The sequence below is a fragment of the Luteimonas yindakuii genome (assembly GCF_004803715.2).
In the GTDB taxonomy this organism is placed as follows: Bacteria; Pseudomonadota; Gammaproteobacteria; order Xanthomonadales; family Xanthomonadaceae; genus Luteimonas; species Luteimonas yindakuii.
In genome coordinates, this window is the sequence record NZ_CP039383.2 from 473,515 (window position 1) to 497,229 (window position 23,715).

Here is a 23,715-nt window from a genome sequence, read left to right on the forward strand (position 1 = left end):
GAATTCCAGACGGTCCGCGGCGGCGCGACGACGGACCGCACAAGCGCAGCACCCAACTCCAGAGAGGCACGAACGTGATGAAGCAGAGCAAGATCAGCATGGCGGTGGCGGCAGCGATCCTCGTCGGCAGCGTCGGCATGGGCGTATCCGCGTCCGACCGCATTGCCGGCACCCGCGTCAGCGAGCCGTCGACCGCCCCCGCGGTCGCCACCACCGGCGACCGCTACGTCGTGAAGTACCGTGATTCCGCGGCGCGCTCGCAGGCGGCCGCACTCAAGAACGCGCTCGGCCGCGCCGGCCTCGACCGCCCGCTGCAGGCCACGGCGAATGCATCCGCACGAGCCGCGGTCTCGGCGCAGGTGCTGCGGCGCACCGCAGCGCCGGGCTGGCACGTGGTCACCACCTCGCGTCGCCTGAGCGCGTCGGAATCGGCGAGCTTCCTGCGCGAACTCGCCGCCGATCCCGCGGTGGTCTCGGCCGAGCCCGACCTGCTGTACCAGCACATGGGCATGGCCGCCCCGGCGGCAGCGCCGAACGATCCGAACTACGCGCAGTACCAGTGGAACTTCTACAACCCGGCCGGCGGCGTACGCGCCGAGCAGGCATGGGAGACCTCGACCGGCGAAGGGGTGGTGGTGGCGGTGCTCGACACCGGCATCGTGCAGGGCACGCTCGACCTCGCCAACAACGTGATCCCCGGCTACGACATGATCAGCGACCGCCGGGTGTCGCGCCGTGCCACCGACGGCCGCGTGGCCGGTGGCTGGGACCTCGGTGACTGGGTGGAAGAGAACTACTGCACCCAGCTCGGCGCGCCGCCGCATCCGGCGGACGTCAGCTCGTGGCACGGCAGCCACGTCGCCGGCACCATCGCCCAGGAAACCAACAACGGCACCGGGCTGGCCGGCATCGCGCACGACGCGCAGGTGATGCCGATCCGCGTGCTGGGCTCGTGCGGCGGCTTCGGCAGCGACATCTCCGACGGCATGCTGTGGGCGGCGGGCATCAGCGTCCCGGGCCTGCCGGCCAACACCAACCCGGCCGAAGTCCTCAACATGAGCCTCGGCAGCGGCGGCCAGACCACCTGCCCGGCGCTGTACCAGGACGCGATCAACCAGGTCAACGCTGCCGGTTCGATCATCGTCGTCGCCGCCGGCAACGCCAACGGCAATGCGGCCAACTACACGATGTCGGCCTGCAATGGCGTCATCAGTGTCGGCGCCACCCGCATCACCGGCGGCAAGGCCGGCTACTCGAACTACGGCGCGCGCGTCGACCTGTCGGCGCCCGGTGGCGGTGGCTCGGTCGACGGCAACCCGAACGGCTACATCTGGCAGGTCACCAACGGCGGCCAGCAGGGCCCGGTCGCTGGCAACTGGATCCTGCGCGGCATGGCGGGCACCTCGATGGCGTCGCCGCATGTTGCCGCCGCCGCTGCGCTGGTGCAGGCGGTCGTCGACGAGCCGCTGGGCTGGCAGGACATGCGCGACCTGCTGAAGGAGACGGCGCGAGCGTTCCCGGTGGCGATCCCGGCCTCCACCCCGATGGGCGCAGGCATCCTCGACCTCGAGGCGCTGCTGGAGAAGGCCACCGAGGTGCCGTGCGATCCGGAAGTCGAGGTGTGCGGGCCGGATGCGACCACGATCCAGAACAAGGTGCCGGTGCCGGGCCTGAGCGGTGCGGCGGGTTCGGAGGTGCTCTACGCGATCGAAGTTCCCGCAGGCGTCAGCGGGCCGCTGAGCATCAGCACCAGTGGCGGCAGCGGCGACGTGTCGCTGTATGTCAGCTTCGACGAGGAGCCCTCCGCGGGCGACGCGGATTACAGCTCCACCCGTCCGGGCAACAGCGAGACGGTGCGTGTGGCCAATCCGCAGGCCGGCACGTACTACATCAAGCTGGTTGGCGTGCGTGCCTACAGCAACGTGACGCTGCAGGCCCGCCACAACTGAGTCTGGCGGTTTGAAGGAAAGCCCCCGGCAGTGCCGGGGGCTTTTCATTTCAGCGGCACCCGGGGCAGCGGCGTACGTCGTACCTGTCCCTGCTCAGTAACGTAATGCCGACTCCAGCGTGATGTCGGGATGGGGCCAGCGCGTACGTGCGTCCAGGGCGTCGAGTTCCACCAGTACACCGACGCCGACCAGTTCCACGTCGAGGCGCCGCAGCAGGCGCACGCTGGCGACGAGGGTGCCGCCAGTGGCGAGCACGTCGTCGACCAGCAGCACGCGCTGGCCGGCGGACAGCGCGTCGGCATGGATCTCCAGCCGGTCACGGCCGTATTCGAGTGCGTACTCCTCGTGCAGCGTCCGCGCCGGCAGCTTGCCGGGTTTGCGGATCGGCACGAACCCGGTACCCAGCGAAAGCGCCAGCGCGCTGCCGATGATGAAACCGCGCGACTCGACGCCCGCCACCGCGTCGATGCGGGTGGCGCGCCACGGCGCCGCCATCGCGTCGATGGCCGCGGCCAGGCCGCGGGCGTCCGCGAGCAACGGAGTGATGTCGCTGAAGCGGATCCCGGGCCGCGGGAAATCCGCCACTTCGCGGATCAGGTGGTGCCAGTCGTGCATGCAGGGTCTCCGGAGGGTGACGCATCATCGCCACGTCGCAGGTTAAGGCCGCAGCCATCTTCGCAGCGTCGTTTCACCGCCTGTTTGCGGCGGGATGCGCACCATCGCGCCACACCTTCGCGGAGAACGACATGAACAAGTTCCGCAGCTTCGCCGGCGCCGCCGTGCTGTCGCTGGCAGCCTTCGGCACCGCGCACGCGCAGACCTATGGCCCGCAGGACGAAGGGCGCCGCTTCAACGACGGCAGCCGCGTCCTCTGCGAGGACGTCGAAGTCCAGCGCGCCGCCAGTGATCCCAATCGCGTCGCCGGCACCGCCGCCGGTGCGGTGATCGGCGGTCTGGTCGGCAACCAGATCGGCAGCGGCAGCGGTCGCAAGCTGGCCACTGTCGGCGGCGCCGTTGCCGGTGGTGCGATCGGTCGCAATGTCCAGGGCAACCAGCAGGAAGCCCGCGGCGATCGCGTCGTCGAGCAGCGCTGCCGACGCATCCACAACTGACGCGTCGCCCGGCGATTGCAAAAGGAAGGGCCCGCAGCGCGGGCCCTTCTGCTGTCGCACACAGCGACAGTCCGTCTGCGCTCCAGGCGCCGGGTCAGGGCTGCTCGCCGCTGCCAGCCGGCACCAGCCGGAACATGCGCCCGCTGGCACCGCGGCCGCCATCCTCGAGCAGCCACAGCGCACCATCGGGTGCCTGCTCCACTTCGCGGATGCGGGTCTGCATCGGATAGCGCTCGACCTCGCGCGCGGTATCGCCATCGAAGGCCACCCGCACCAGCGCCTGCGACGACAGCCCGCCAATCAGGCCGCTACCGCGCCAGTCGGGAAACCGCTCGCCGTCGTAGATGACGAAGCCGGCCGGCGAGATCACCGGCGTCCACACCACGGCGGGGGTGTGGAATTCGGGTCGCGTTGCATGGTCGGGAATCGGCCGGCCATCGTAGTGCTCGCCTTCGGAGACGATGGGATAGCCGTAGTTGGCGCCGCGCTCGATCAGGTTCAGCTCGTCGCCGTTCTTCGGGCCCATTTCATGCACCCACAGCCTGCCGTCGGCATCGAAGGCGAGACCCAGTGGATTGCGATGACCCAGCGACCACACCTGGGCGGCGACGCCACCCTGCTCGACGAACGGGTTGTCCGCCGGCACGCTGCCGTCGTCATGCAGGCGGATCACCTTGCCGAGATTGGACGCCATGTCCTGCGACGGATCGAACTTCTGCCGCTCGCCCGACGTGATCCACAGCATGCCGTCACGGTCGAACGCGATCCGGTGGGCGTAGTGGCCCTGGCCGGACACCTTCGGCACCTGCCGCCAGATCACCGCGAGGTCCTGCAGCTGGCCCGCGTCGCCGTCGATCTGCAGGCGCGCGCGGGCGACCACGCCGCCGGCACCGCCATCGCCGGCTTCGGCGTAGCTGAGATAGACCAGGCCGTTGTCCGCGAATCCAGGATGCAGGACCACGTCTCCCAGGCCGCCCTGTCCGCCGTAGGCGACCTCGGGCACGCCGGCGATCTGGTTGCTGCGCCCGCTGGCGGGATCGAAGAGCTTCAACGCACCCGGCTTCTCGGTCACCAGCAGGCGACCGTCCGGCAGGAAGGTCATCGCCCACGGTTCGTTGAACCGGGCCACGTCCTCGGTCACGAAAGGCCGGCCGTCGGCCGCAGGCAGGGCGACCGTGCGCGCAGGGGCAGTCGTGGCGGGCGCGGCATCGGCCGCGGGCGACGTGGCGGCGTCCGCACGGGCGCTGGTGTCGGCGCTGCAGGCGGCGAGTGCGGCGATGCAGGCGGCGGCAAGCAGGTGTCGGGTCATGGCAGCGTCCGGCTGGGAGAAAGGGAAAGGGTAACCCGTGCCAAAGCGCGGCAGAACGGATGCAGGAACGAAGTGGGCCACGGGGATTGCATTCACCGCCGCGCAGCCGCGGGCCCTGTCGGCGAGGAACAGTCGGGCGTGCGAGCCGCTGCCACGCACCTCCGCGAGGCGGCGACGGCCGCCTACGCCATCTCCGGTGCCTGCATGTGTGGTGGCGCACCTCCTACAATCCGCTGATGCACTCATCCTCTCCCGAGACCGCGAGCGGCAGCGGCATCCGCCTCGTCGGATTCGACGCCGACGACACCCTGTGGCGCAGCGAAGACTATTTCGCCGCCGCGCAGGGCGAATTCGAACGCATCGTGGGCGGCTATATCGACCTCGACAACGTGCGCGCACGCGAGCGATTGCTGGCGATCGAGAAAGGCAACCTGGCGCTGTTCGGCTATGGCGTCAAAGGCATGGCGCTGTCGATGATCGAGGCCGCGGTGGACATCACCGCGCAGCGCATCAGTGCCAGCGACCTGCACGCGATCGTCGCCATCGCCAAGGACATGCTGCGCCACCCGGTGGAGCTGTTGCCCGATGTCCGCGAGGCGGTGGAAGCGGTGGCGCGCGAGCATGCGGTGGTGCTGATCACCAAGGGCGACCTGTTCCACCAGGAAGCGAAGGTGCGCCAGTCGGGGCTGGCCGACCTGTTCGGCCGCATCGAGATCGTGAGCGAGAAGGACGATGCCACCTACCACCGCGTGCTGGGCGAGTTCAATCTGACGCCGGCGCAGTTCTGCATGGTCGGCAACTCGCTGCGCTCGGATATCGCCCCGGTGCTGAGGCTCGGTGGCTGGGCGGTGCACGTGCCCTACCACCTGACCTGGGAGCACGAGCGCGAGGCGGAGATCGATCTCGCGCTGCAGGGCCGCTGGCGCGAACTTGCCGGCCTCGACGGCCTGCCGGCGGCAGTGCGCAGCCTGCATGCGATGGCTTCGGCACAGCCCTGAGGCGAACGCGTACGGCTCACCGTGCACCGCATAGCGGGCCCACGCGGGCGAAGAATGCGTTGTAAGCGGTTACGTCTGAACGGGTTTCCGTGGTTGCGGCCGGATCCAGTTGCCGTTCACGGATGCGAGGGCAGTTTGAGGATGCGCACTGCGATGGTCGTGGTGCGATTCGAAAAGGAGCCACCTCATGCCCGTACTTGCACGCTGGATCGCGCCACTGGTCGTCGCCGTTGGCCTGGGTGCCGCTTCGCTGATGCCGGCTCCGGCCCAGGCCAGCGATGACCTGGTGCGTGTCATCGTCGATGCCACCGACGTCATCCTGCGCGGAGGCAAGCCCCATTACCGGTATGGGGGCTATGACGACCGGCTGATCGTGGAGCGCGATCGCTACGGGCGTCCGGTGTACTACCGCCACGTGCCGCGCAACGCGCATGTCGTGCACTACCGCGGTCGCCACCCGGTGCACGGGATCCCGCCGGGTCATCGCAACAATTCCCGCCATGCACCGTCGCGCAACGTGCGCTGCGACAGCCGCGGGCGCTGCACGGCGCAATACTACGACCCGCGTTACGACCGCAAGTCGCGGGGCCGCCGCTGGTAATCGCTGTCGGCGGGCGCCGCCACCGGGCCATCACTCGGCCCGGTGGTGGTGGTCCTCGACAGTCGGTGCCACACGCAGGCTGGCTTCGATACCGGCGCCGACCTGTTCGCTGAGCTGGTGCAACACAGCTGCATAGCCCGCGAGCAGCATCAGAACCACCAGCCCACCGACGGCCCAACGGCGCAGCCGTGGACGGGTGGAAGCGGACGGGGACTCGATGCTGGACATGACGGGACTCCGGACAACTGCGGCCGCCTCACCGCGGCAGGCACCAAGCGTAGGCAGCGCGACGTCTTGGCCGCGTGCACGCGCGGCCGGCAAGTGGTGCGGCACAATCGCCACATGCGTACACCAACGTGCATCCTCCCGGGACTGGCCATCCTCGTGCTGGCGGCATGCCGGGTCCCGACCCCCGAACCGCTTGCCGCAGCGGAGCAGATGGAATGGCAGGGCCTGCACGGCTGCGCCGACTGCGAGGCGATCGACACCATGCTGGTGTTGTCGCGCGACGGGGGCCAGCAGCGGTTCGAGATGGTCGAGACCTATCTGCTCCAGGGTGGCGGCGAACCATTCGCCGACGCCGGCGCCTGGCAGTACGAGGACAGCCTGATCCGCCTGCAGGGCGACGAAGGCAGCATGCGCACCTATGCGCTGCTGGGCGACGGCCGCCTGCAGTCGCGACAGGCCAATGGCAGTCGTGAACGCCGTGCGCACGAGTTGCAGCCGGTGTCGGGAGTTCCGCAATGAACGTCGTCACCGCCATCCCGCCGGCGTTGCGGGGCACGCTGCTGTTGGTGCTGGGCGCCTGGATGCCGGTGGCCCTCGCACAAAGCGCGCCGCCAGCACCGAAGGCATCCGCCGAGCGGGTGGAAGCCGCAGACGCGGTGGAGCCGGTGGAGGCGGGGCCTGCCACCGGTGATGCCTGGATCGACGGCCAGCTGGTGGATATCGATCGCTATGCGCAGCGCCATCGCCCCGCCTTCGTCGACGAGCTGGTGCGCTACCACGGCGCGCCGCGAAAGCTGGCGGAGGAAGTGCTCGCCCGCGAAGACCACTGGTCCGCGGGCGAACTCTATTTCGCCTGCGCCCTCGGGCAGGTCGCTGGCCGCCCCTGCCGCACGGTGATCACGCTGCGCGACCGGGCGCCCACGCAGCCGTGGTCGGAGATCGCCGGACAGGTCGGCGCCGCGCCGCGCAGCGCGCCCTACAGGCGCCTTCGCACCGCGATCGCCGACAGCTACCGGCGTTGGGGACGGCCACTGCCCGGCGGGGAGTGATCGCGTCCGTCAGGAGGCCGACGCCGACCGCGGCGCACCCGATCGATTGCGCTAGTGGCGGAAGTGGCGCACCCCGGTAAAGACCATGGCGATGCCATGTTCGTCGGCCGCGGCGATGACCTCGCCATCGCGCATCGAGCCGCCAGGCTGGATCACCGCCTTGATCCCGTTCTCGGCGGCGGCATCGATGCCGTCGCGGAACGGGAAGAACGCATCGCTGGCCATCACCGAGCCCTCGACCTGCAGGCCCGCATCCGCCGCCTTGATGCCGGCGATGCGTGCCGAGTACACGCGGCTCATCTGCCCCGCGCCGACACCGATGGTGCGGTGGTCCTTTGCATAGACGATCGCATTGGACTTGACGAACTTCGCGACCTTCCACGCGAACAGCAGGTCGGCGAACTGGGCTTCGGTCGGCGCCAGCGCCGTCACCACCGTGAGTTCGTCGCGTGTCACCACGCGATCGTCGACGGTCTGCAGCAGCAGGCCGGAGCCGATGCGCTTGGTGTCGATGAAGCCCGGCGAGGCCGGCGCGAACGGGATCTTCAGCACGCGGACGTTGGCCTTCTTCTTCGCGTACTCGAGCGCACCGTCCTCGTAGTCGGGCGCGATCAGCACCTCGACGAACTGGCGGTCGAGGATGGCCTTCGCGGTGGCGGCGTCGAGCGTGCGGTTGAAGGCGATGATGCCGCCGAAGGCGCTGGTCGGATCGGTGGCGTAGGCGAGTTCGTAGGCGTCGCCGCAGGCCACGCCGACCGCCACGCCGCAGGGATTGGCGTGCTTGACGATGACGCAGGCCGGCGCGTCGAACTGGCGCACGCATTCCCAGGCCGCATCGCTGTCGGCGATGTTGTTGTAGCTGAGTTCCTTGCCCTGCAACTGGCGGAACGTCGCCAGCGAACCCGGGGCCGGGTGGAGATCGCGGTAGAACGCCGCCTGCTGGTGCGGGTTCTCGCCGTAGCGCAGGTCCATCACCTTGACGAAGCTGCCGTTGGCCTGCGCGGAGAACGGCGTGCGCGTCGGCACCGCGGCCGTTGCATCGGTGACCGCGGACAGGTAATTGCTGATCGCGGCGTCGTACTGGGCAACGCGGTTGAACGCCGCCACCGAGAGTTCGAAGCGCGTCGCCGCCGACAACCGGCCACCATTGGCGTCCAGTTCCGCCAGCAGGCCGGGGTACTGGTCGGGCGAGGTGGCCACCGCCACGCGCGCGAAGTTCTTCGCCGCCGAGCGCAGCATTGCCGGGCCGCCGATGTCGATGTTCTCGACCGCCTCGGCGAGCGTGCAGGCGGCGCGCGCGGTGACCTGTTCGAACGGGTACAGGTTCAACACCAGCAGGTCGATCGGCGCGATGCCGTGTTCGGCCATCACCGCATCGTCGGTGCCGGCGCGGCCGAGCAGGCCGCCGTGCACCACCGGATGCAGCGTCTTGACGCGGCCGTCCATCATTTCCGGGAAGCCGGTGAGGTCGGCCACGTCGGCCACCGCCAGGCCGGCCTCGCGGATCGCCGTCGCGGTGCCGCCGGTGGACAGCAGTTCGACACCGTGCGCGGCGAGCGCACGCGCCAGGTCGACCAGGCCGGTCTTGTCGGAAACGGACAGCAGGGCCCGGCGCACGGGCAATAGATCGACGGACATCGGGGCATCTGCGGCGGAAGCGGGAGGCCATTGTACCGGCCGTGCCGCGGATGCCCGCCGTCCGCGCGTACGTCAGCGGGCGCTCAGTCGGCGACCGTCAACCCGTAATCGCGCAGCTTCTTGCGCAGGGTCGCGCGATGGATGCCGAGCATCGCCGCCGCGCGGCTCTGGTTGCCTTCGCAGTGGTTGAGGACTTCGACGAACAGCGGGATTTCGAGTTCGCGCAGCGCGACCTCGTACAGGTTGTCGGTGCCGCTGCCGTTGAGATCGCCGATATAGCGGCGCACGGAATTGGCGACGTGTTCGCGCAATGGCGTGCGCTGACCAGCGCGACTGGACGGTTCTGGGCGATCGGCGGTGTTCAAGGCGGTTTCCGCAACTGCGACGGCGCCGCCGGCAGGCCCGACCCCCACGAACAGCGGGCCTGCGACGGGGTCAGCGAGTCTAGCGCGCCGCTCCCCTTCAAGTCCAAACCGCTCAGCCGAACGCGAAGTTGAACGCGACGGTGTGTGGCGACGGCTCGACCACGTCGATCCGGAACGCCGCCGCGGCACCGGGCGCGAGCGTGTCCGCGGCATCGGCCGGCCGATACTCCTCGGGGGCGAACCAGCGCGCGCCGAGTGGGCGGCCGTCGACGTCGGACAGCGTCAGCAACAGCATCGGCCAGGCCTGCGGGTATGCGGCATCGTTGCGCAGCGTGGCACTGACCTGGAGCACGCCGTGCTGGAGCGGATGCGGACGCACGTCGCGCTGCACCAGCGCGATGGCTTCGGGCGCATGCCAGGGTGGCAGCGTGCAACGCACGAGTGCGCATGCGGTGCCGACCCATGGGCGCCAGGTGGCATCAGCGGCAAGGCGGATCTGATCGGCAAGCAGCAGCTGCAGCAGCAGCAGGAGCGCGAGTGCGGGAATCGCGATGCGCAGCACGTGGCGCTCGCGCGGCGACATCGTGGTGCCGGCGGGCGAGGCGCCGCGCAGGAAGCTGGGTGCGACACGCACGGCGGAGGCTGCGCCAGCGCGATCCCCGGGCGCTGCCGTGGTCACGGTGGTATCGGGCGGGTGTGCCGCGTTTGCCACGGCGTCCGGCGAGGGTGGTGGCACGGGGGCCGGGATTGCGACGGGGTCGCGTCCCTCGCTGCCGGTGGCGGCGTCCAGCGTGGCGGGCAACCCGGAGCGCGGGGTTGGTGCCACGTCCGGCGTCGGCCTGTCGGCCCCGGAAGCGACAGGCCGCTGCGGTGGTGTCGCAGGCGCGGGTGCGGGGTCGGCGTCGCGTCGGTCGGCGTGCTGTCGCGCCGGAGCAGTCGCGTCCTCATCCGGAGCTGCCGTGTCGCCGTCCGGGGTGAGGTCCGTGGCGGCAGGCCCGGTTGCCGGCACCTGCAAGGGCGGAGGCGCCAGTGCGGCGCTGCGCGGCGGTTCGTGCAGTGGCACGAAGCGTACGGCGGGTGGCACGGCCTGCGGCACTGCGGGCACCGGCGCCGCGGCGGGTGCCGGCGTCAGCAACCGGTAGGGATCCGGCATGGGCGCCGATGTGCCGGGCGAAGCCGCTGCATCGACAGCCGGCGGCGACGGTGGCGGACCCGCCGCGTCGCGCAGGCCGTAGTCGCAGCGCGGGCAGTGCGGTGGCGGCTGGTCGGTCACCAGGTCGGTGGCGACCAGCGCATTGCAGTTCGGGCAGTTGATGAACATGCGCGATCCCCCCGGAGCCCCGCTATTCAATCACGGCGGCGCACTCCGTCGATGCGAACCCAGTCACCTTCGTGGGTAACGGCGAGCGCCTCGAACCATGGCCGGTAGCGACGCAGCAGCTCTTCCTGCTGGCCGTCGAGGATGCCCGACAGCGCCAGCCGGCCGCCGGGCTCGACGCGCTCGGCGATCGGCTCGGCCAGGGCATCGAGCGCGCTGGCGAGGATATTGGCCACCACGACCGGGAAGCGGCCGGGCGGCGACGCCTGTGGCGTGGCGACCTCGAGTTGCCCGCCCACCGCGTTGCGGTCGGCATTGTCGCGGCTGGCCAGCAGCGCCTGCGGATCGTTGTCGATGCCGACCGCATGGGCGGCACCCAGCTTGAGCGCAGCCAACGCGAGAATGCCGCTGCCGCAGCCGTAGTCGAGCACCTGCCGGCCCCGCAGCTCGCCCGCGGCCGCCAGCGCATCGAGCCATTGCAGGCACAGCGATGTCGTCGGATGGGTGCCGGAGCCGAACGCGAGTCCGGGGTCGAGCCGCACCACCGCGGCATCGGTGCCCTCGGCCTCGTCCGGCAGCGGCGCGTTCCACGGCACGATCCAGGTGCGCGCGCCGAAGCGCAGCGGCACGTACTGGTCCATCCACGCGCGCTCCCAGTCCTGGTCCTCGACGGTGCGGAACGATGCGCGGCTCCAGTCGAGTGCCGGATCGAAGGCTTCGAGCGCGGCCAGCAGCATCAGCGGGTCGGTGCCATGGGCGAACAGTGCGTTGAGCCGCAGCATCCGCCACAACGGGGTTTCGCCGACGCCCGGTTCGAGGATCGCGTGCTCGTTGCCGGTGTCGGCATCGGCATCGAGCAGGGTGACTGCCAGCGCGCCGACATCGTCCAGCGCGCGCTCGTAGCGCGGCTGTTCGTCCTCGGTGCAGGACAGCGAGAGTTCGAGGTACGGCATGGCGGGGGGACCTGCTGGGGGCCGCGCATCTTGGGCTCCGGACCGGACAGGGTAAACCCCGGCGCGTGCGCGGGACGATGGCGTACCATGCCGCCACGCCGGGCGCGACGACGCCGCACGGCGTGACCACGGAGGCTTGGATGCGGCAGCTGGCCGCGCTGGTGGGCACGGTGACGTCCGGGCGCAGTGCCGCGCCGTGGCGCGCGCTGGCGCGTGGCCTGGTGCTGGCAGCGCTGGCAACGGTGCTCGTCGCCGGCCTGGTATGGATGCGCGATGGCGGCGCCGCCCCGTCGCCCGTTGCGGACTCGGCGCTCTCGCCCGCCCCGCCGGTGGATATCGCGGATCGCCGGATGGCTGCGCTCCCGGATCGCCCCCGGGTCATCGAGGTGCAACCGCCTGCACGGCCGGCCCCGGCACGACCGCTGCCGGCGGTCCCGCGCGCGGCCACGCTGGCGGCCGCGTTCGAACGCGCGCCGGATCTGTACGCACTGTCACGCGACCTCGCTCCCGCGGTGATGGCGGGCGACGCCGAGGCGCTATGGGTCAACAGCCGCATCCACGACTACTGCGGCGGCTATGCCGCCTCGCCGGCAGGCTATGCGCGCGATACCGACGTGCTCGCGCAGCTCGGCGGTCACGGCGCCGCCGCATTGCGCAATGCGCGCGACCGCGTCGCCCAGCGCTGCGGACGGTTCGCACCGGTCGATGCGTTGACCGTCGCTGGCATCGTCCGCCAGCGCGAGCAGGCCGCCCTTGCCGGCCATCTGGCCGCCGAAGCGAGCCTGCTGGCGATGGACGTCCCGCTCGACGACAGCCCGGAATACCTGCGCGACCTCGTCGAACGGGTGCAGCAGTCCGGCGATGCGCAGGCGTTCTCCGCGCTGTCGCCGGGGATGGGCGTGGCGGCCAGTGGCCAGCGCGCGTTTTCCGGCCTGGTCGCCGGCACCCAGTTCGCCGAGCTCGCCTGGCAGCTGGCGGCGTGTCGCCAGGGGCTGGCCTGCGGGCCGGGGTCGGCGCTGATGACCCAGTACTGCGCCAGCGGCGGCATCTGCTCGCGTGATGGAACGCAGGATTTCGCACATTTCGTATACGACGCTGCAATTCCGCGACAGGGGGCGGAACAGGTCGAGGACATGGTGGACACACTGCTGCAGGGTGTGTCCAGGAGGCTGGAGCAATGAACAGACGACAGACGGGCACGCGCAGGCCGCGCCGGATCGGACGCTGGGTGTGGGTGACGGTGTTCGCGGCCTATTCGGTCACCGCGGCGGGAGTGATGATCGATGCGCTCACCGACAACTACCGCGAGCTGACCCAGGTGGCGACGACGACGGTGGAGTCACCGGAGCACACGCGCAGCCTGGGCGCCACGCAGCTGGCTGCAGCGTACCGCGCACAGGGCGGCGCGCCGTTCGCCACCCTGCCGCCGGGCAGCGCGTTCCGGGTGGTGTGGCCCGACGGCTCGAGCGAGTACGTCATGGTGGTCAGCCAGTCCTCGGGCACCGGTATCCGGCCGATCCCGGGCACCCAGCGGCCGGCGCCCGAAGATGCCGCCGAGACGGGCCGGCTGCAGTTGTTGCCGGCCTCGGCGGGCGAGATCCGCGCGACGCAGGGCGCGGCGCGGGACTGAAACCCGGGGCGGCGTGTCCGATGGCATCGCCACCGCGGCGCATCCGCGGCGGCGATGCGGGCCGCACCCGATCAGCCGATCGTCAGCGACTTGTCGCGACGTTCGGCCAGGCGCTTTTCCAGGTAGTGGATGTTCTGCCCGCCGGCCTGGAAACCCTTGTCGCGCATGATCCGCGCCTGCAGCGGGATGTTGGTGCGGATGCCGTCGATCACCATTTCCGACAGCGCGACGCGCATGCGGCAGATCGCCTGCTCGCGGTCGGCGCCGTGCACGATCAGCTTGCCGATCATCGAGTCGTAGTTCGACGGCACGCGGTAGCCCTCGTACACGTGCGAGTCCACGCGCACGCCCGGGCCACCCGGGGCATGGAAGTGCTGGATCAGGCCCGGCGACGGCAGGAAGGTTTCCGGATCCTCGGCGTTGATCCGGCACTCGATGGCGTGGCCGGTGAGCACCACGTCCTCCTGGCGGATCGACAGCTTCTGCCCGGCGGCGATCATCAGCTGCTCGCGGATCAGGTCGATGCCGGTGACCATCTCGGTGACCGGATGCTCGACCTGGATGCGGGTGTTCATCTCGATGAAATAGAAACGGCCGTTCTCGTAGAGGAACTCGAACGTGCCGGCGCCGCGGTAGCCGATGCGGATGCAGGCCTCGGTGCAGACGCGGCCGATCTCGGCGCGCTGCTCCTCGGTGATGCCCGGCGCCGGCGCTTCCTCGACCACCTTCTGGTGGCGGCGCTGCATCGAGCAGTCGCGCTCGCCGAGGTGGATCGCATTGCCCTGGCCGTCGGCCAGCACCTGGATCTCCACATGGCGCGGGTTCTCGAGGAACTTCTCCATGTAGACCATGTCGTTGCCGAACGCGGCCTTGGCTTCCTGCTTGGTGGTGGCGATGGCATTGGCCAGCGCGGCCTCCGTATGCACCACGCGCATGCCGCGCCCGCCACCGCCGCCGGCGGCCTTGACGATCACCGGGTAGCCGATCTCGCGCGCGATGCGGATATTGGCCGCCGCGTCGTCGCCCAGCGGGCCGCCGGAGCCGGGCACGCAGGGCACGCCGGCCTCCTTCATCGCGCGGATCGCCTCGACCTTGTCGCCCATCAGGCGGATGGTCTCGGCCTTGGGCCCGATGAAGATGAAGCCGGACTGCTCGACCCGCTCGGCGAAATCGGCATTCTCCGAGAGGAAGCCGTAGCCGGGATGGATGGCCTGGGCATCGGTGACCTCGGCCGCGGCGATGATCGCCGGCATGTCGAGGTAGCTGCGGTTGGAGGGCGGCGGGCCGATGCAGACCGACTCGTCGGCCATCGCCACGTGCTTGAGGTTGCGGTCGACGGTGGAATGCACCGCGACGGTGCGGATGCCGAGCGAGTGGCACGCGCGCAGGATGCGCAGCGCGATCTCGCCGCGATTGGCGATGACGACTTTATCGAGCATGACCGGTCAGCCGATCACGAACAGCGGCTGGTCGAATTCGACCGGCTGGCCGTTCTCGCACAGGATCGCCAGCACGGTGCCGGAGGCATCGGCCTCGATCGGGTTGAACATCTTCATCGCCTCGATGATGCCCAGCGTCTCGCCGGCCTTGACCTGCTGGCCGACGGTGACGAACGGCGGCTTGTCCGGCGACGGCGACGCGTAATAGGTGCCGACCATCGGCGAGAGCACCTTGTGGCCGTCAGGCATGGCCGGGCCGGCGCCCGCGTTGTCCGTGGCGCGGCCACCGCCGGTGGCGGCGTCGACCGGGGACGCCATCGGCATCACCGGCTCGGCTGCCCGCGCGGGCTGCGGCGTGGCGTGCGCGGGCGCGTAGGTCGGCGGGGTGCCGGTCGGGTTGCGCGACAGGCGCACCGACTCCTCGCCTTCCTTGATCTCGATCTCGGTGAGGTTCGACTCCTCGAGCAGGTCGATGAGCTTCTTGATCTTTCGCAGGTCCATCAGTGGCCTCGTGGTTGCGGGCGCGGCGGTGGCCGGGCAATCGGATGGGAAAGGGATCAGGCGGACGCCAGCTGCTTCAGCGCGGCATCCAGCGCATAGCGGTAGCTGTCGGCGCCGAAACCGCAGACCACGCCAACGGCGTGGTCGCTGAAATAGCTCTGCTTGCGGAACGGCTCGCGCGCATGCGGGTTCGACAGGTGGATCTCGATGTAGGGGATCGCCACCGCCAGCAGCGCGTCGCGCAGCGCCACCGAGGTATGGGTGAACGCGGCCGGGTTGATCAGCACGAAGGCGGTGCCATCGACCGCGGCGGCCTGCACGCGATCGACCAGCACGTGTTCGGCGTTCGACTGCAGGCTCTCCAGCCGGTGGCCGGCGGCTTCCGCGCGCTGGCGCAGGTCGGCGTCGATCTCCGCCAGCGTGGCGTGGCCATAAACCCCGGGCTCGCGGGTGCCGAGCAGGTTGAGATTGGGGCCGTGGAGGAGCAGCAGGGTCGCCATGCAGCGCGCCGGGATGACAAGGCGCGCAGTCTGCTGCATGGGGGGAATGGTGTCCAGTTCGCCGAACTTGCCCGAAGTTGAACGTTTGTTTGAATCCCGGACCAGTCGCGGGCGTATGGTGCCGAGTGTTGCCTAGTGACGCGCCCAGGCGTCGATCTCGCCGTGCTCGAACGGGCCGATGCGGGTCTTGAGCAGGCGGCCGTCAGCGGAGATCAGCACCGAGTACGGCAACACCCCGCGCGGATTGCCCAGCCGCACGCCGGCATCGGCCGGTCCCGGCACATCGAGCGCCTGCGGGTAATCGACCGGGATGCGTTCGAGGAAGGCACGCACCGCGTCGGCGTCGTCGAGCGCGATGCCGAGCACGCGGGTGCCCTCGGCGCCCTGGCTGCGCGCGTAGCGGTCGAGTTCCGGCATCTCCTCGATGCACGGCGCGCACCAGCTCGCCCACAGGTTGACCAGCAGCGGCCGGCCGGCGAAATCACCGGGCAGGGCATAGGCGTCGCCATCGAGGGCGGGCACGGTAAAGCCGGGCACGGCTGCGCCACGGCGCGCGGTGGCGACGCCTTCGGGCGCCGCAGGGGCGGCGGCCTGCAGCGCGGCCTGGGCCACGCGCTGTCCCGCATCGGTGCGCAACAGCGGGCCGGGACCGGAGCCCAGCAGTGCAGCGACAAGCCCGAGCAGGCCCGCCGCCACAGCCACGCCGATGACCAGCCCGGTCCTCATGGCGCACCGTGGGCGGTGGCGCGTGCCAGGGCCTCGAGCACGATGCCGTCGGTCAGCAGGGTCGGCAGCACTTCGCCGGGTCCGCCGTCGGCCGGGTAGACCACGTACAGCGGCACGCCCACGGCACGGTGCTCCTCGAGGAACGCGGTGATCGCGGCGTCGGTATGGGTCCAGTCGCCGACCATGTAGGTCGCGCCGGTTGCGGCGAGCGCGTCGCGGAACGTGTCGCGCGACAGCACCCGGCGCTCGTTGGCCTTGCAGGTCACGCACCAGTCGGCGGTCATGTTGACGAACACCGGCGTCCCCGCCGCCCGCAGCGCGGCCAGGCGTTCCGCGGAATAGGCGACGGTGCCCGGTTCCCGCATGTCGGTGCCTGGCGCCGGCGGCCCGAAACGCTCGACGCCCGCGACCGGCCACAGCGCCGCCACTGCCAACAGCAGGGCCAGCGCCGGTGCCACGCGGCCGCCGCGCCAGCGACGGCGCTCGAACCACCACAGCGCAAGCGCGAGGACGGCAAGCCCGCCGATCACCAGCGCCATCGCATCGACGCCGCGTTGGCGGCCCAGCACCCACACCAGCCAGACCGCGGTGAGGTACATCGGAAACGCCATCGCCTGCTTCAGTGTTTCCATCCATGGGCCCGGGCGCGGCAGCCGGTCGGCCAGCGCCGGCACGAAGCCCACCAGCAGGAACGGCAGCGCCAGCCCGAGGCCCAGCGCCAGGAACACCCCCAGCGCGGCCACGCCGGAACTGGCGAACGCGAACGCCAGCGCGCCACCCATGAACGGCGCGATGCACGGGCTCGCGACCACGCAGGCGAGCACGCCGGTGAAGAAATCGCCGGCAGGCCCGGTGCGGCTGCCCAGCGACTGCGCCACGCCGCCGATGCTGCCGCCCAGCGTGAACACGCCCGACAGCGCCAGCCCGACCGCGAACACCAGGTAGGCCAGTGCGGCGACGAACCACGGCTGCTGCAGCTGGAAGCCCCAGCCCAGCGCCTGGCCGGTCGCGCGCAGGCCGATCGCCAGCAGGCCCACCGATGCGAACGCGACCAGCACGCCCGCCGTGTACCAGAGTGCATGCCGGCGCGCGCTGGCCCGGCTGCCGCCGCTCGACGCCAACCCGACCACCTTCAGCGACAGGATCGGCAGCACGCAGGGCATCAGGTTGAGCAGCAGCCCGCCCAGCAGCGCCAGCAGCAGCGCGCCGGCGAGGCTGCCGCCGGCGCGGGCGGGGAGGGCGCCATCGGATGCGGACGTGATCGGGTCCGCGGGCGGCGTTTCGCGGGCAGGGTTGGCGCGACTGTCGACGGCCTCCTCCGCATCCGCGGACGTGGCTGGAGCCGTGCGCGCATCGACTGCCGGCGTGGCGGGCGTGGAAGCGGCGGATGCCGTCCACGTCTGCGAGGCCGGCAGCGCGACCTCGACCGTCCGGGTCATCGGCGGATAGCAGATGCCGTCGGCCTGGCAACCCTGGAACGTCGCGGTCAGCGCCACCGTGGCAGCGTCGCCATGCCGGCGCTGCAGCGGCAGCTCGACGTCGACCGGATCGAAATAGACCACTACGTTGCCGAAGTGCTCGTCGTGGTGGTCCACGCCCGCGGGCCAGCGCGGGGTGCCGGCGGTGATGCCGTCGCCGCGCACCTCGAACCCGCTGCGATCGCGATAGAGGTAATAGCCGGGCGCGGGCACGAAGCGCAGCAGCAGGCGGTCGCCGCCATCGGCGATGGCGTCGAAGCCGAAGGCGCGGGTTTCCGGCAGCGGCAGCGCCTGGGTGCGCAGGGCATCGGCGACGCCGCGTGCCGGGGTGCCGGTGCCGAGCAGGCTCCGTCCGAGCGCGGCAAAGCCGGCGCGACCGCTGGCGGAAGGGCTGTCGGGCAGCGCCACGGTGATCTCGCGCGTCTGCGGCGGATAGCAGATGCCCACATCCGCGCAGCCCTGGAACCGCACGCGCACCACCAGGCGGTCGCGACCATCCGCGGCGGTGCCGGGCAGGCTGGCGCGCATGCGGCCGCGGTAGGTCTCGACCTCGCCGAAGAACTCGTCCACATGGCGCTTGCCATCGGGAAGCTGCAGGCCCCCGGCAGGGAAGCCGTCGGCTTCGGCACCCATGCGGTGCCGATAGAGGTAGTAGCCGTCGGCGATCGTCCAGTCGAACTCGATGTGCTCGCGGTCCGGCGCCTGCACGCGCAACGCGAACGCGTCGTCCACCGGCAGCAGGTCGTCGACGTCGAGTGCTGCCTGCGCCACGCCGCAAAGCGTCGCCAGTGCGACCAGTGCGAGCGCGCGCCACCAGCCCGCGATGCGCATCAGCCGCGATGCCCCGTGGTTTCGGCCGCGATCCAGTCGAGATAGGCGGGTAGGCCGTCCACCGCTTCGCACGCAATCAGCTCCGGCACTTCATACGGGTGCAGCGCACACAGCCGCTCGCGCAGGGCGGCGAATGCGTCGTGCGTGGTCTTGATCAGCAGCTGCACTTCCTCGCCGCGCTCGACGCGGCCCTCCCAGCGATAGACCGATTGCGCACCCGGCAACAGCGAGACACAGGCGGCGAGCCGCTCGTCCACCAATGCTTCGGCGATCCGGTCGGCGGTCGCGCGGTCTGGGCACGTGGACAGGCAGAGCAGGACGGACAAGGCAGGTACGCGCAGCGGGCAGGCCGCATAGGGTAGCCCACCGTCCCGCGCCGTCCGCTTAAGCGTGGCGTACACGTTGCCGTGTCCTCACGCCGCCGCGGCCTACAATCTGCACTCCCCGGTTCACTAATGCCTTCCCCCATGCCCAGGATCCGTTTTCCGGCGCTGTGCGCCGTCGCGATCGCCGCGGCCGCCGCGTTTCCGGCGGCTGCGCAATCGCAGTTCGAACTCAGCGCCGGCCCCTCGTGGACGCGCGACAACGAGGTCACGCCGGTGGTGGCCGCCGCGTGGCTGCCGGAATTCCGCGCGCTCGACAATGCGTTGCTGCACTGGGAACTCGGCGTGGTGCATGTGCGCGGTCGTGACGACACCCGCCACGACCTCGTGGACGACGTGACCGTCGGCCACGCCGGTCTGCGCTACGACCGCACCGACAACGGGCTGACCCTGGGCTTCGGCGTCGGCGTGCAGACCGGGCACACCGATGCACTGTCCGGCGACCCGCAGTTCATCAGCACCGTTGGCTGGCGCTGGGAGCGGTTCTCGGTGCTGGCGCGGCACATCTCCAACGCCAGCCTCCACCAGCCCAACGACGGCGAGACCATGGTGGTCGCGGCCTGGCGGTTCTGAGTCCGCCCGACTGCTCAGCCGCCGTGCGGCAGTGCACCCGCGGGCACAGGCCCGCCAGAACTGACAAAAAATTTCTCCGGCAACCCTTGAAACGGGCTGAATGCCCGCCATATCAGCGTCCGTGCCCGGCTCGCCGGGCCTTTGCCGCCCGCGGCCTTGGCACTCTCCCGGTGCGAGTGCTAAGATCGCCGCCATTCTTCAACCCAATCAATCACTTAAGAGGATTGACATGAGCAATATCAAGCCGCTGTACGACCGTGTGGTCATCAAGCGTACCGAGGAAGAGAAAGTCTCGGCCGGTGGCATCGTGATTCCGGATTCGGCCACCGAAAAGCCGATCAAGGGCGAAGTCGTCGCCGTGGGCGAGGGCAAGGTGCTCGACAACGGCAACCTGCGCGCGCCGAAGGTGAAGGCCGGCGACCAGGTGCTGTTCGGCAAGTACAGCGGCACCGAGGTCAAGCTCGACGGTGCCGACTACCTGGTGGTGAAGGAAGACGACATCTTCGCGATCCTCGGTTGAAGCAGATGACGGCGGTGATTCGTGATTGGTGATTCGTCACAGCCAGCGCGCTGACGAACCCGGCCATCCCGTATCCCCGACCGCTTTCGCTTCCCGCTCTTCCAATCACCAGTCACCAATCCCCAATTACGAGGCTTCAAACAATGGCTGCCAAGGAAATCCGCTTCGGCGAAGACGCGCGCTCCAAGATGCTGCGCGGTGTCAACACGCTCGCCAACGCCGTCAAGGCGACCCTCGGCCCGAAGGGTCGCAACGTCGTGCTCGAGAAGAGCTTCGGCTCGCCGACGATCACGAAGGACGGCGTGTCCGTCGCCAAGGAGATCGAGCTCGCCGACAAGTTCGAGAACATGGGCGCGCAGATGGTGAAGGAAGTCGCATCGCGCACTTCCGACAACGCCGGTGACGGCACCACCACCGCCACCGTGCTCGCGCAGGCGCTGATCCGCGAAGGTTCGAAGGCGGTTGCCGCCGGCATGAACCCGATGGACCTCAAGCGCGGCATCGACCAGGCCGTCAAGGCCGCCGTCGAGGAGCTGAAGAAGCTCTCCAAGCCGACCGCCGACGACAAGGCGATCGCCCAGGTCGGCACGATCTCGGCCAACTCCGACGAAGTGATCGGCAACATCATCGCCGAGGCGATGAAGAAGGTCGGCAAGGAAGGCGTGATCACGGTCGAGGAAGGTTCGGGTCTCGAGAACGAGCTCGACGTGGTCGAGGGCATGCAGTTCGACCGCGGCTACCTGTCGCCCTACTTCATCAACAACCAGCAGTCGATGTCGGCCGAGCTGGATGATCCCTTCATCCTGCTGCACGACAAGAAGATCTCCAACGTCCGCGACCTGCTGCCCGTGCTGGAAGGCGTGGCCAAGGCCGGCAAGCCGCTGCTGATCGTCGCCGAGGAAGTCGAGGGCGAAGCGCTGGCGACGCTCGTCGTCAACACCATCCGCGGCATCGTCAAGGTCGTGGCCGTCAAGGCCCCGGGCTTCGGCGACCGTCGCAAGGCGATGCTGGAAGACATGGCCGTGCTGACCGGCGGCACCGTGATCTCCGAGGAAGTCGGCCTGTCGCTCGAGAAGGCGACCATCACCGATCTCGGCCGCGCCAAGAAGGTCCAGGTCACCAAGGAAAACACCACCATCATCGACGGCGCCGGCGAGACCGGTGGCATCGAGTCGCGCATCAAGCAGATCAAGGCGCAGATCGAAGAAACCTCTTCGGACTACGACCGCGAGAAGCTGCAGGAGCGCGTGGCCAAGCTGGCCGGCGGCGTTGCGGTGATCAAGGTCGGCGCTGCCACCGAGGTCGAGATGAAGGAAAAGAAGGCCCGCGTCGAAGACGCCCTGCACGCCACCCGTGCGGCGGTCGAGGAAGGCGTGGTCCCGGGCGGCGGCGTGGCCCTGCTGCGTGCCAAGGCGGCCATCGAGCACCTGCGTGGCGCCAACGAAGACCAGAACCACGGCATCGTGATCGCCCTGCGTGCGATGGAAGCCCCGCTGCGCGAGATCGTCACCAACGCCGGCGAAGAGCCCTCCGTGATCGTCAACAAGGTCAAGGACGGTTCGGGCAACTACGGCTACAACGCCGCCAACGGCGAGTTCGGCGACATGGTCGAGTTCGGCATCCTGGATCCGACCAAGGTCACCCGCACCGCGCTGCAGAACGCGGCGTCGATCGCCGGCCTGATGATCACTACGGAGGCGATGGTGGCGGAGCTTCCCAAGAAGGAAGAGCCGGCCATGGGCGGCGGCGGTGGCATGGGCGGCATGGGCGGCATGGATTTCTGATCCAGCGTCACCGTTTCACTGCAACACGAAAAACCCCGCCGCGAGGCGGGGTTTTTCTTTGCCGCGACCAGGGGTTCCGTCCGCTGGCCCGACGTCATTTCCGGCATCACGGACGGATGCCACAATCCGCGCCCACGACTTCGCGAATATACCCATGGCCGGCGCTTCGCTGCTCACCCTGCTCGACGACATTGCCGCCCTGCTCGACGACGTGGCGCTGCTGACCAAGGCCGCGACCAAGAAGACCGCAGGCGTGCTCGGCGACGACCTCGCCCTCAATGCCCAGCAGGTGGCCGGCGTGCGCGCCGCCCGCGAGCTGCCGGTGGTGTGGGCGGTGTTCAAGGGCTCGCTGGTCAACAAGCTGATCCTGGTGCCCGCGGCGCTGTTGATCAGCCAGTTCCTGCCGTGGCTGGTGGTGCCGCTGATGATGATCGGCGGTGCCTACCTCTGTTACGAGGGCTTCGAGAAGATCGTGCACAAGCTGTCCCATCGCGGCGATCGCCCGGATCCCGAGGCGCGCGTGCAGGCGGTGCTCGAAGCGGAAGAGACGCCGCAGGAGATGGAGAAGCAGAAGATCCGCGGCGCGATCCGCACCGACTTCATCCTCTCCGCCGAGATCATCGTGCTGTCGCTGGCCGTGGTCGCCAACGAAGCGCTGCTGACCCGCTCGGTGACGCTGTCGGTGGTGGCGCTGGCGGTGACCATCGGCGTCTACGGCCTGGTCGCGGCGATCGTGAAGATGGATGACGCCGGACTGTGGATGAGCCACCGGCAAGGCGTGCTGGTGCCTGCGACGGGGCGTGCGCTGGTGTACTCCGCGCCCTGGTTGATGAAGGCGCTCGGCATCCTGGGCACCATCGCGATGTTCCTCGTTGGCGGCGGTATCTTCGTGCACAACGTCGACGTGCTGCACCGCCTGCTGGAAGTGATGGAGCGCGCCGGCCTGCCCGGCTTCGTCGCCGACGCGCTGGCAAGCCTGGTCATCGGGCTGGTCGTGGGTGCGCTGGTGCTGGCAGCGGTCTCGCTGTTCGGCCGCCTGCGCGGACAGAAGGCTGCAGCCGCCCACTGAGCGCGGTGCCGTGCGTCCACTTGCATGCCCGTGCGCGCGTTCCTAGGCTGCGCGCATGACTACTTCATTGATCGTCGTCGACGACTTCCTCGGCGCGCAGGACGCCATGCGGCTGCGTGAAGCCGGCCTGCGCCTGACCTATCCGGCGCAGCAGGGCGCATTCCCCGGCCGCAACTCGCAGGAACGGCTGTTTCTGCCGCAGCTCGACCAGGCCGTCTCGCGGCTGGTTGGCGAACCCGTGCGCGCAATCGAGCCGCTCGAGTCGCACGCGAAGTTCCGCATCACCCGCGCCGACGATGTCGGCACGGGTCGCGTGCACATCGACCAGGGCGCTTGGTGGTCGGGCATCCTCTACCTCAGCAGGCCGGAGGACTGCCGCGGCGGTACCGAGTTCTACCGCCATGTCGAGACCGGCACCGAACAGGCGCCGATGACGCAGGACGGCATCGAAGCGATGGGCTATCGCACCGGATCCGAACTGCACGACGCGATCATCGGCCGCGACAGCAACGACATGTCGCGCTGGGAGCTCACCATGCGCGTGCCGATGCGCTTCAACCGCCTGGTGCTGCTGCGGCCGTGGTTCTGGCACACGGCAGGCGAGGCGTTCGGTGACACGCTCGAGAACGGTCGCTTCGTCTATCTGATGTTCTTCGCCCGCGCCGCCTGAGGCGGCGGACAGCCATCCCACGCCGCGCGGCTTCGCGGTGGAGGCGCTGCAACGCGCCGTCCATAATCGTCGCTCGCCCCAGCCCGGATAC

The 23,715-nt window shown here is 69.8% G+C and carries 26 protein-coding genes; 13 read left to right on the forward strand and 13 right to left on the reverse strand.

Annotated elements, in window-relative coordinates; all coding sequences use genetic code 11:
• The first annotated feature begins 77 nt into the window (after positions 1–77).
• Positions 78–1,949: a S8 family serine peptidase gene (locus tag E5843_RS02155; protein ID WP_243733153.1), complete on the forward strand. Its 1,872-nt coding sequence runs from the start codon at positions 78–80 to the stop codon at positions 1,947–1,949.
• Between the two features lie 93 nt (positions 1,950–2,042).
• On the opposite strand, the gene E5843_RS02160 is transcribed toward E5843_RS02155, so the two are convergent.
• Positions 2,043–2,564: an adenine phosphoribosyltransferase gene (locus tag E5843_RS02160; protein ID WP_136411674.1), complete on the reverse strand. Its 522-nt coding sequence runs from the start codon at positions 2,562–2,564 to the stop codon at positions 2,043–2,045.
• 131 nt (positions 2,565–2,695) lie between these two features.
• Between E5843_RS02160 and E5843_RS02165 the strand changes: the two genes are divergently transcribed.
• The gene (locus tag E5843_RS02165) at positions 2,696–3,061 is read left to right on the forward strand and encodes a glycine zipper 2TM domain-containing protein (RefSeq protein ID WP_136411675.1); all 366 of its coding nucleotides are present in this window, start codon (positions 2,696–2,698) and stop codon (positions 3,059–3,061) included.
• Positions 3,062–3,155: 94 nt separating this feature from the next.
• Here the strand turns inward: E5843_RS02165 and E5843_RS02170 are convergent, their stop codons facing one another.
• Complete coding sequence (locus E5843_RS02170) at positions 3,156–4,370, reverse strand: PQQ-dependent sugar dehydrogenase (RefSeq protein WP_136411676.1); 1,215 nt, start codon at positions 4,368–4,370, stop codon at positions 3,156–3,158.
• A gap of 236 nt (positions 4,371–4,606) precedes the next feature.
• Here E5843_RS02170 and E5843_RS02175 point away from each other — a divergent pair, with 236 nt between their 5' ends.
• Positions 4,607–5,368, forward strand: coding sequence for an HAD family hydrolase (locus E5843_RS02175; protein ID WP_136411677.1), 762 nt, complete (start codon positions 4,607–4,609; stop codon positions 5,366–5,368).
• Positions 5,369–5,555: 187 nt separating this feature from the next.
• Entirely contained in the window at positions 5,556–5,969 is a 414-nt protein-coding gene (locus tag E5843_RS02180) for a hypothetical protein (RefSeq protein ID WP_136411678.1), read from the forward strand.
• Between the two features lie 30 nt (positions 5,970–5,999).
• Here E5843_RS02180 and E5843_RS02185 read toward each other — a convergent pair whose 3' ends face one another.
• Complete coding sequence (locus tag E5843_RS02185; protein WP_136411679.1) at positions 6,000–6,197, reverse strand: hypothetical protein; 198 nt, start codon at positions 6,195–6,197, stop codon at positions 6,000–6,002.
• A gap of 114 nt (positions 6,198–6,311) precedes the next feature.
• Between E5843_RS02185 and E5843_RS02190 the strand changes: the two genes are divergently transcribed.
• A complete protein-coding gene (locus E5843_RS02190) occupies positions 6,312–6,716 on the forward strand; it encodes a copper resistance protein NlpE N-terminal domain-containing protein (RefSeq protein ID WP_136411680.1) in 405 nt (134 codons plus the stop codon).
• Positions 6,713–7,246: a hypothetical protein gene (locus E5843_RS02195; protein ID WP_136411681.1), complete on the forward strand. Its 534-nt coding sequence runs from the start codon at positions 6,713–6,715 to the stop codon at positions 7,244–7,246. Before E5843_RS02190 ends, E5843_RS02195 begins: the two co-directional genes overlap by 4 nt.
• Before the next feature lie 51 nt (positions 7,247–7,297).
• Here the strand turns inward: E5843_RS02195 and purH are convergent, their stop codons facing one another.
• The 4 genes from purH to prmA form a co-directional block, all read right to left on the reverse strand.
• The gene (gene purH, locus E5843_RS02200; protein ID WP_136411682.1) at positions 7,298–8,884 is read right to left on the reverse strand and encodes a bifunctional phosphoribosylaminoimidazolecarboxamide formyltransferase/IMP cyclohydrolase; all 1,587 of its coding nucleotides are present in this window, start codon (positions 8,882–8,884) and stop codon (positions 7,298–7,300) included.
• Between the two features lie 83 nt (positions 8,885–8,967).
• Complete coding sequence (gene fis, locus E5843_RS02205; RefSeq protein ID WP_134675040.1) at positions 8,968–9,249, reverse strand: DNA-binding transcriptional regulator Fis; 282 nt, start codon at positions 9,247–9,249, stop codon at positions 8,968–8,970.
• Positions 9,250–9,361: 112 nt separating this feature from the next.
• On the reverse strand, positions 9,362–10,570 hold the full coding sequence (locus tag E5843_RS02210; RefSeq protein ID WP_141065612.1) for a DUF3426 domain-containing protein: 1,209 nt from the start codon (positions 10,568–10,570) through the stop codon (positions 9,362–9,364).
• Positions 10,571–10,596: 26 nt separating this feature from the next.
• Complete coding sequence (gene prmA / locus E5843_RS02215; RefSeq protein WP_136411685.1) at positions 10,597–11,520, reverse strand: 50S ribosomal protein L11 methyltransferase; 924 nt, start codon at positions 11,518–11,520, stop codon at positions 10,597–10,599.
• A 140-nt stretch (positions 11,521–11,660) separates the two neighbouring features.
• On the opposite strand from prmA, the gene E5843_RS02220 reads away from it, so the two are divergent.
• Positions 11,661–12,701: a hypothetical protein gene (locus E5843_RS02220; RefSeq protein ID WP_244240815.1), complete on the forward strand. Its 1,041-nt coding sequence runs from the start codon at positions 11,661–11,663 to the stop codon at positions 12,699–12,701.
• The gene (locus E5843_RS02225) at positions 12,698–13,150 is read left to right on the forward strand and encodes a hypothetical protein (RefSeq protein ID WP_341867483.1); all 453 of its coding nucleotides are present in this window, start codon (positions 12,698–12,700) and stop codon (positions 13,148–13,150) included. The genes E5843_RS02220 and E5843_RS02225 overlap by 4 nt, the downstream gene beginning before the upstream one ends.
• A 71-nt stretch (positions 13,151–13,221) precedes the next feature.
• On the opposite strand, the gene accC is transcribed toward E5843_RS02225, so the two are convergent.
• The 6 genes from accC to cutA all read right to left on the reverse strand — a co-directional run bounded on the left by accC (position 13,222) and on the right by cutA (position 18,966).
• A complete protein-coding gene (accC, locus tag E5843_RS02230) occupies positions 13,222–14,589 on the reverse strand; it encodes an acetyl-CoA carboxylase biotin carboxylase subunit (RefSeq protein ID WP_134675037.1) in 1,368 nt (455 codons plus the stop codon).
• Positions 14,590–14,595: 6 nt separating this feature from the next.
• Positions 14,596–15,090, reverse strand: a complete 495-nt coding sequence (gene accB / locus E5843_RS02235; protein WP_141065613.1) for an acetyl-CoA carboxylase biotin carboxyl carrier protein — start codon at positions 15,088–15,090, stop codon at positions 14,596–14,598.
• A 56-nt stretch (positions 15,091–15,146) separates the two neighbouring features.
• Positions 15,147–15,590, reverse strand: coding sequence for a type II 3-dehydroquinate dehydratase (aroQ, locus tag E5843_RS02240; RefSeq protein WP_134675383.1), 444 nt, complete (start codon positions 15,588–15,590; stop codon positions 15,147–15,149).
• A 132-nt stretch (positions 15,591–15,722) separates the two neighbouring features.
• Positions 15,723–16,316 (reverse strand): TlpA family protein disulfide reductase, encoded by a 594-nt coding sequence (locus tag E5843_RS02245; protein ID WP_136411686.1) that lies wholly within the window; start codon positions 16,314–16,316, stop codon positions 15,723–15,725.
• The gene (locus E5843_RS02250; protein WP_425480738.1) at positions 16,313–18,628 is read right to left on the reverse strand and encodes a protein-disulfide reductase DsbD family protein; all 2,316 of its coding nucleotides are present in this window, start codon (positions 18,626–18,628) and stop codon (positions 16,313–16,315) included. The genes E5843_RS02245 and E5843_RS02250 overlap by 4 nt, the downstream gene beginning before the upstream one ends.
• Complete coding sequence (gene cutA / locus E5843_RS02255) at positions 18,625–18,966, reverse strand: divalent-cation tolerance protein CutA (protein ID WP_136413002.1); 342 nt, start codon at positions 18,964–18,966, stop codon at positions 18,625–18,627. Before cutA ends, E5843_RS02250 begins: the two co-directional genes overlap by 4 nt.
• 126 nt (positions 18,967–19,092) lie before the next feature.
• Here cutA and E5843_RS02260 point away from each other — a divergent pair, with 126 nt between their 5' ends.
• From E5843_RS02260 to E5843_RS02280, 5 genes are all read left to right on the forward strand, one after another.
• Positions 19,093–19,581: an acyloxyacyl hydrolase gene (locus E5843_RS02260; RefSeq protein ID WP_166815842.1), complete on the forward strand. Its 489-nt coding sequence runs from the start codon at positions 19,093–19,095 to the stop codon at positions 19,579–19,581.
• Between the two features lie 229 nt (positions 19,582–19,810).
• Positions 19,811–20,101 carry a co-chaperone GroES gene (gene groES / locus E5843_RS02265; RefSeq protein WP_134675031.1) on the forward strand — a complete coding sequence of 97 codons (291 nt, stop codon included), beginning with the start codon at positions 19,811–19,813 and terminating at the stop codon, positions 20,099–20,101.
• 143 nt (positions 20,102–20,244) lie between these two features.
• Positions 20,245–21,885: a chaperonin GroEL gene (groL, locus tag E5843_RS02270; RefSeq protein ID WP_134675030.1), complete on the forward strand. Its 1,641-nt coding sequence runs from the start codon at positions 20,245–20,247 to the stop codon at positions 21,883–21,885.
• Between the two features lie 154 nt (positions 21,886–22,039).
• Positions 22,040–22,954 (forward strand): DUF808 domain-containing protein, encoded by a 915-nt coding sequence (locus tag E5843_RS02275; RefSeq protein WP_134675029.1) that lies wholly within the window; start codon positions 22,040–22,042, stop codon positions 22,952–22,954.
• A 55-nt stretch (positions 22,955–23,009) separates the two neighbouring features.
• On the forward strand, positions 23,010–23,624 hold the full coding sequence (locus E5843_RS02280) for a DUF6445 family protein (RefSeq protein ID WP_141065615.1): 615 nt from the start codon (positions 23,010–23,012) through the stop codon (positions 23,622–23,624).
• Positions 23,625–23,715 lie beyond the last annotated feature (91 nt).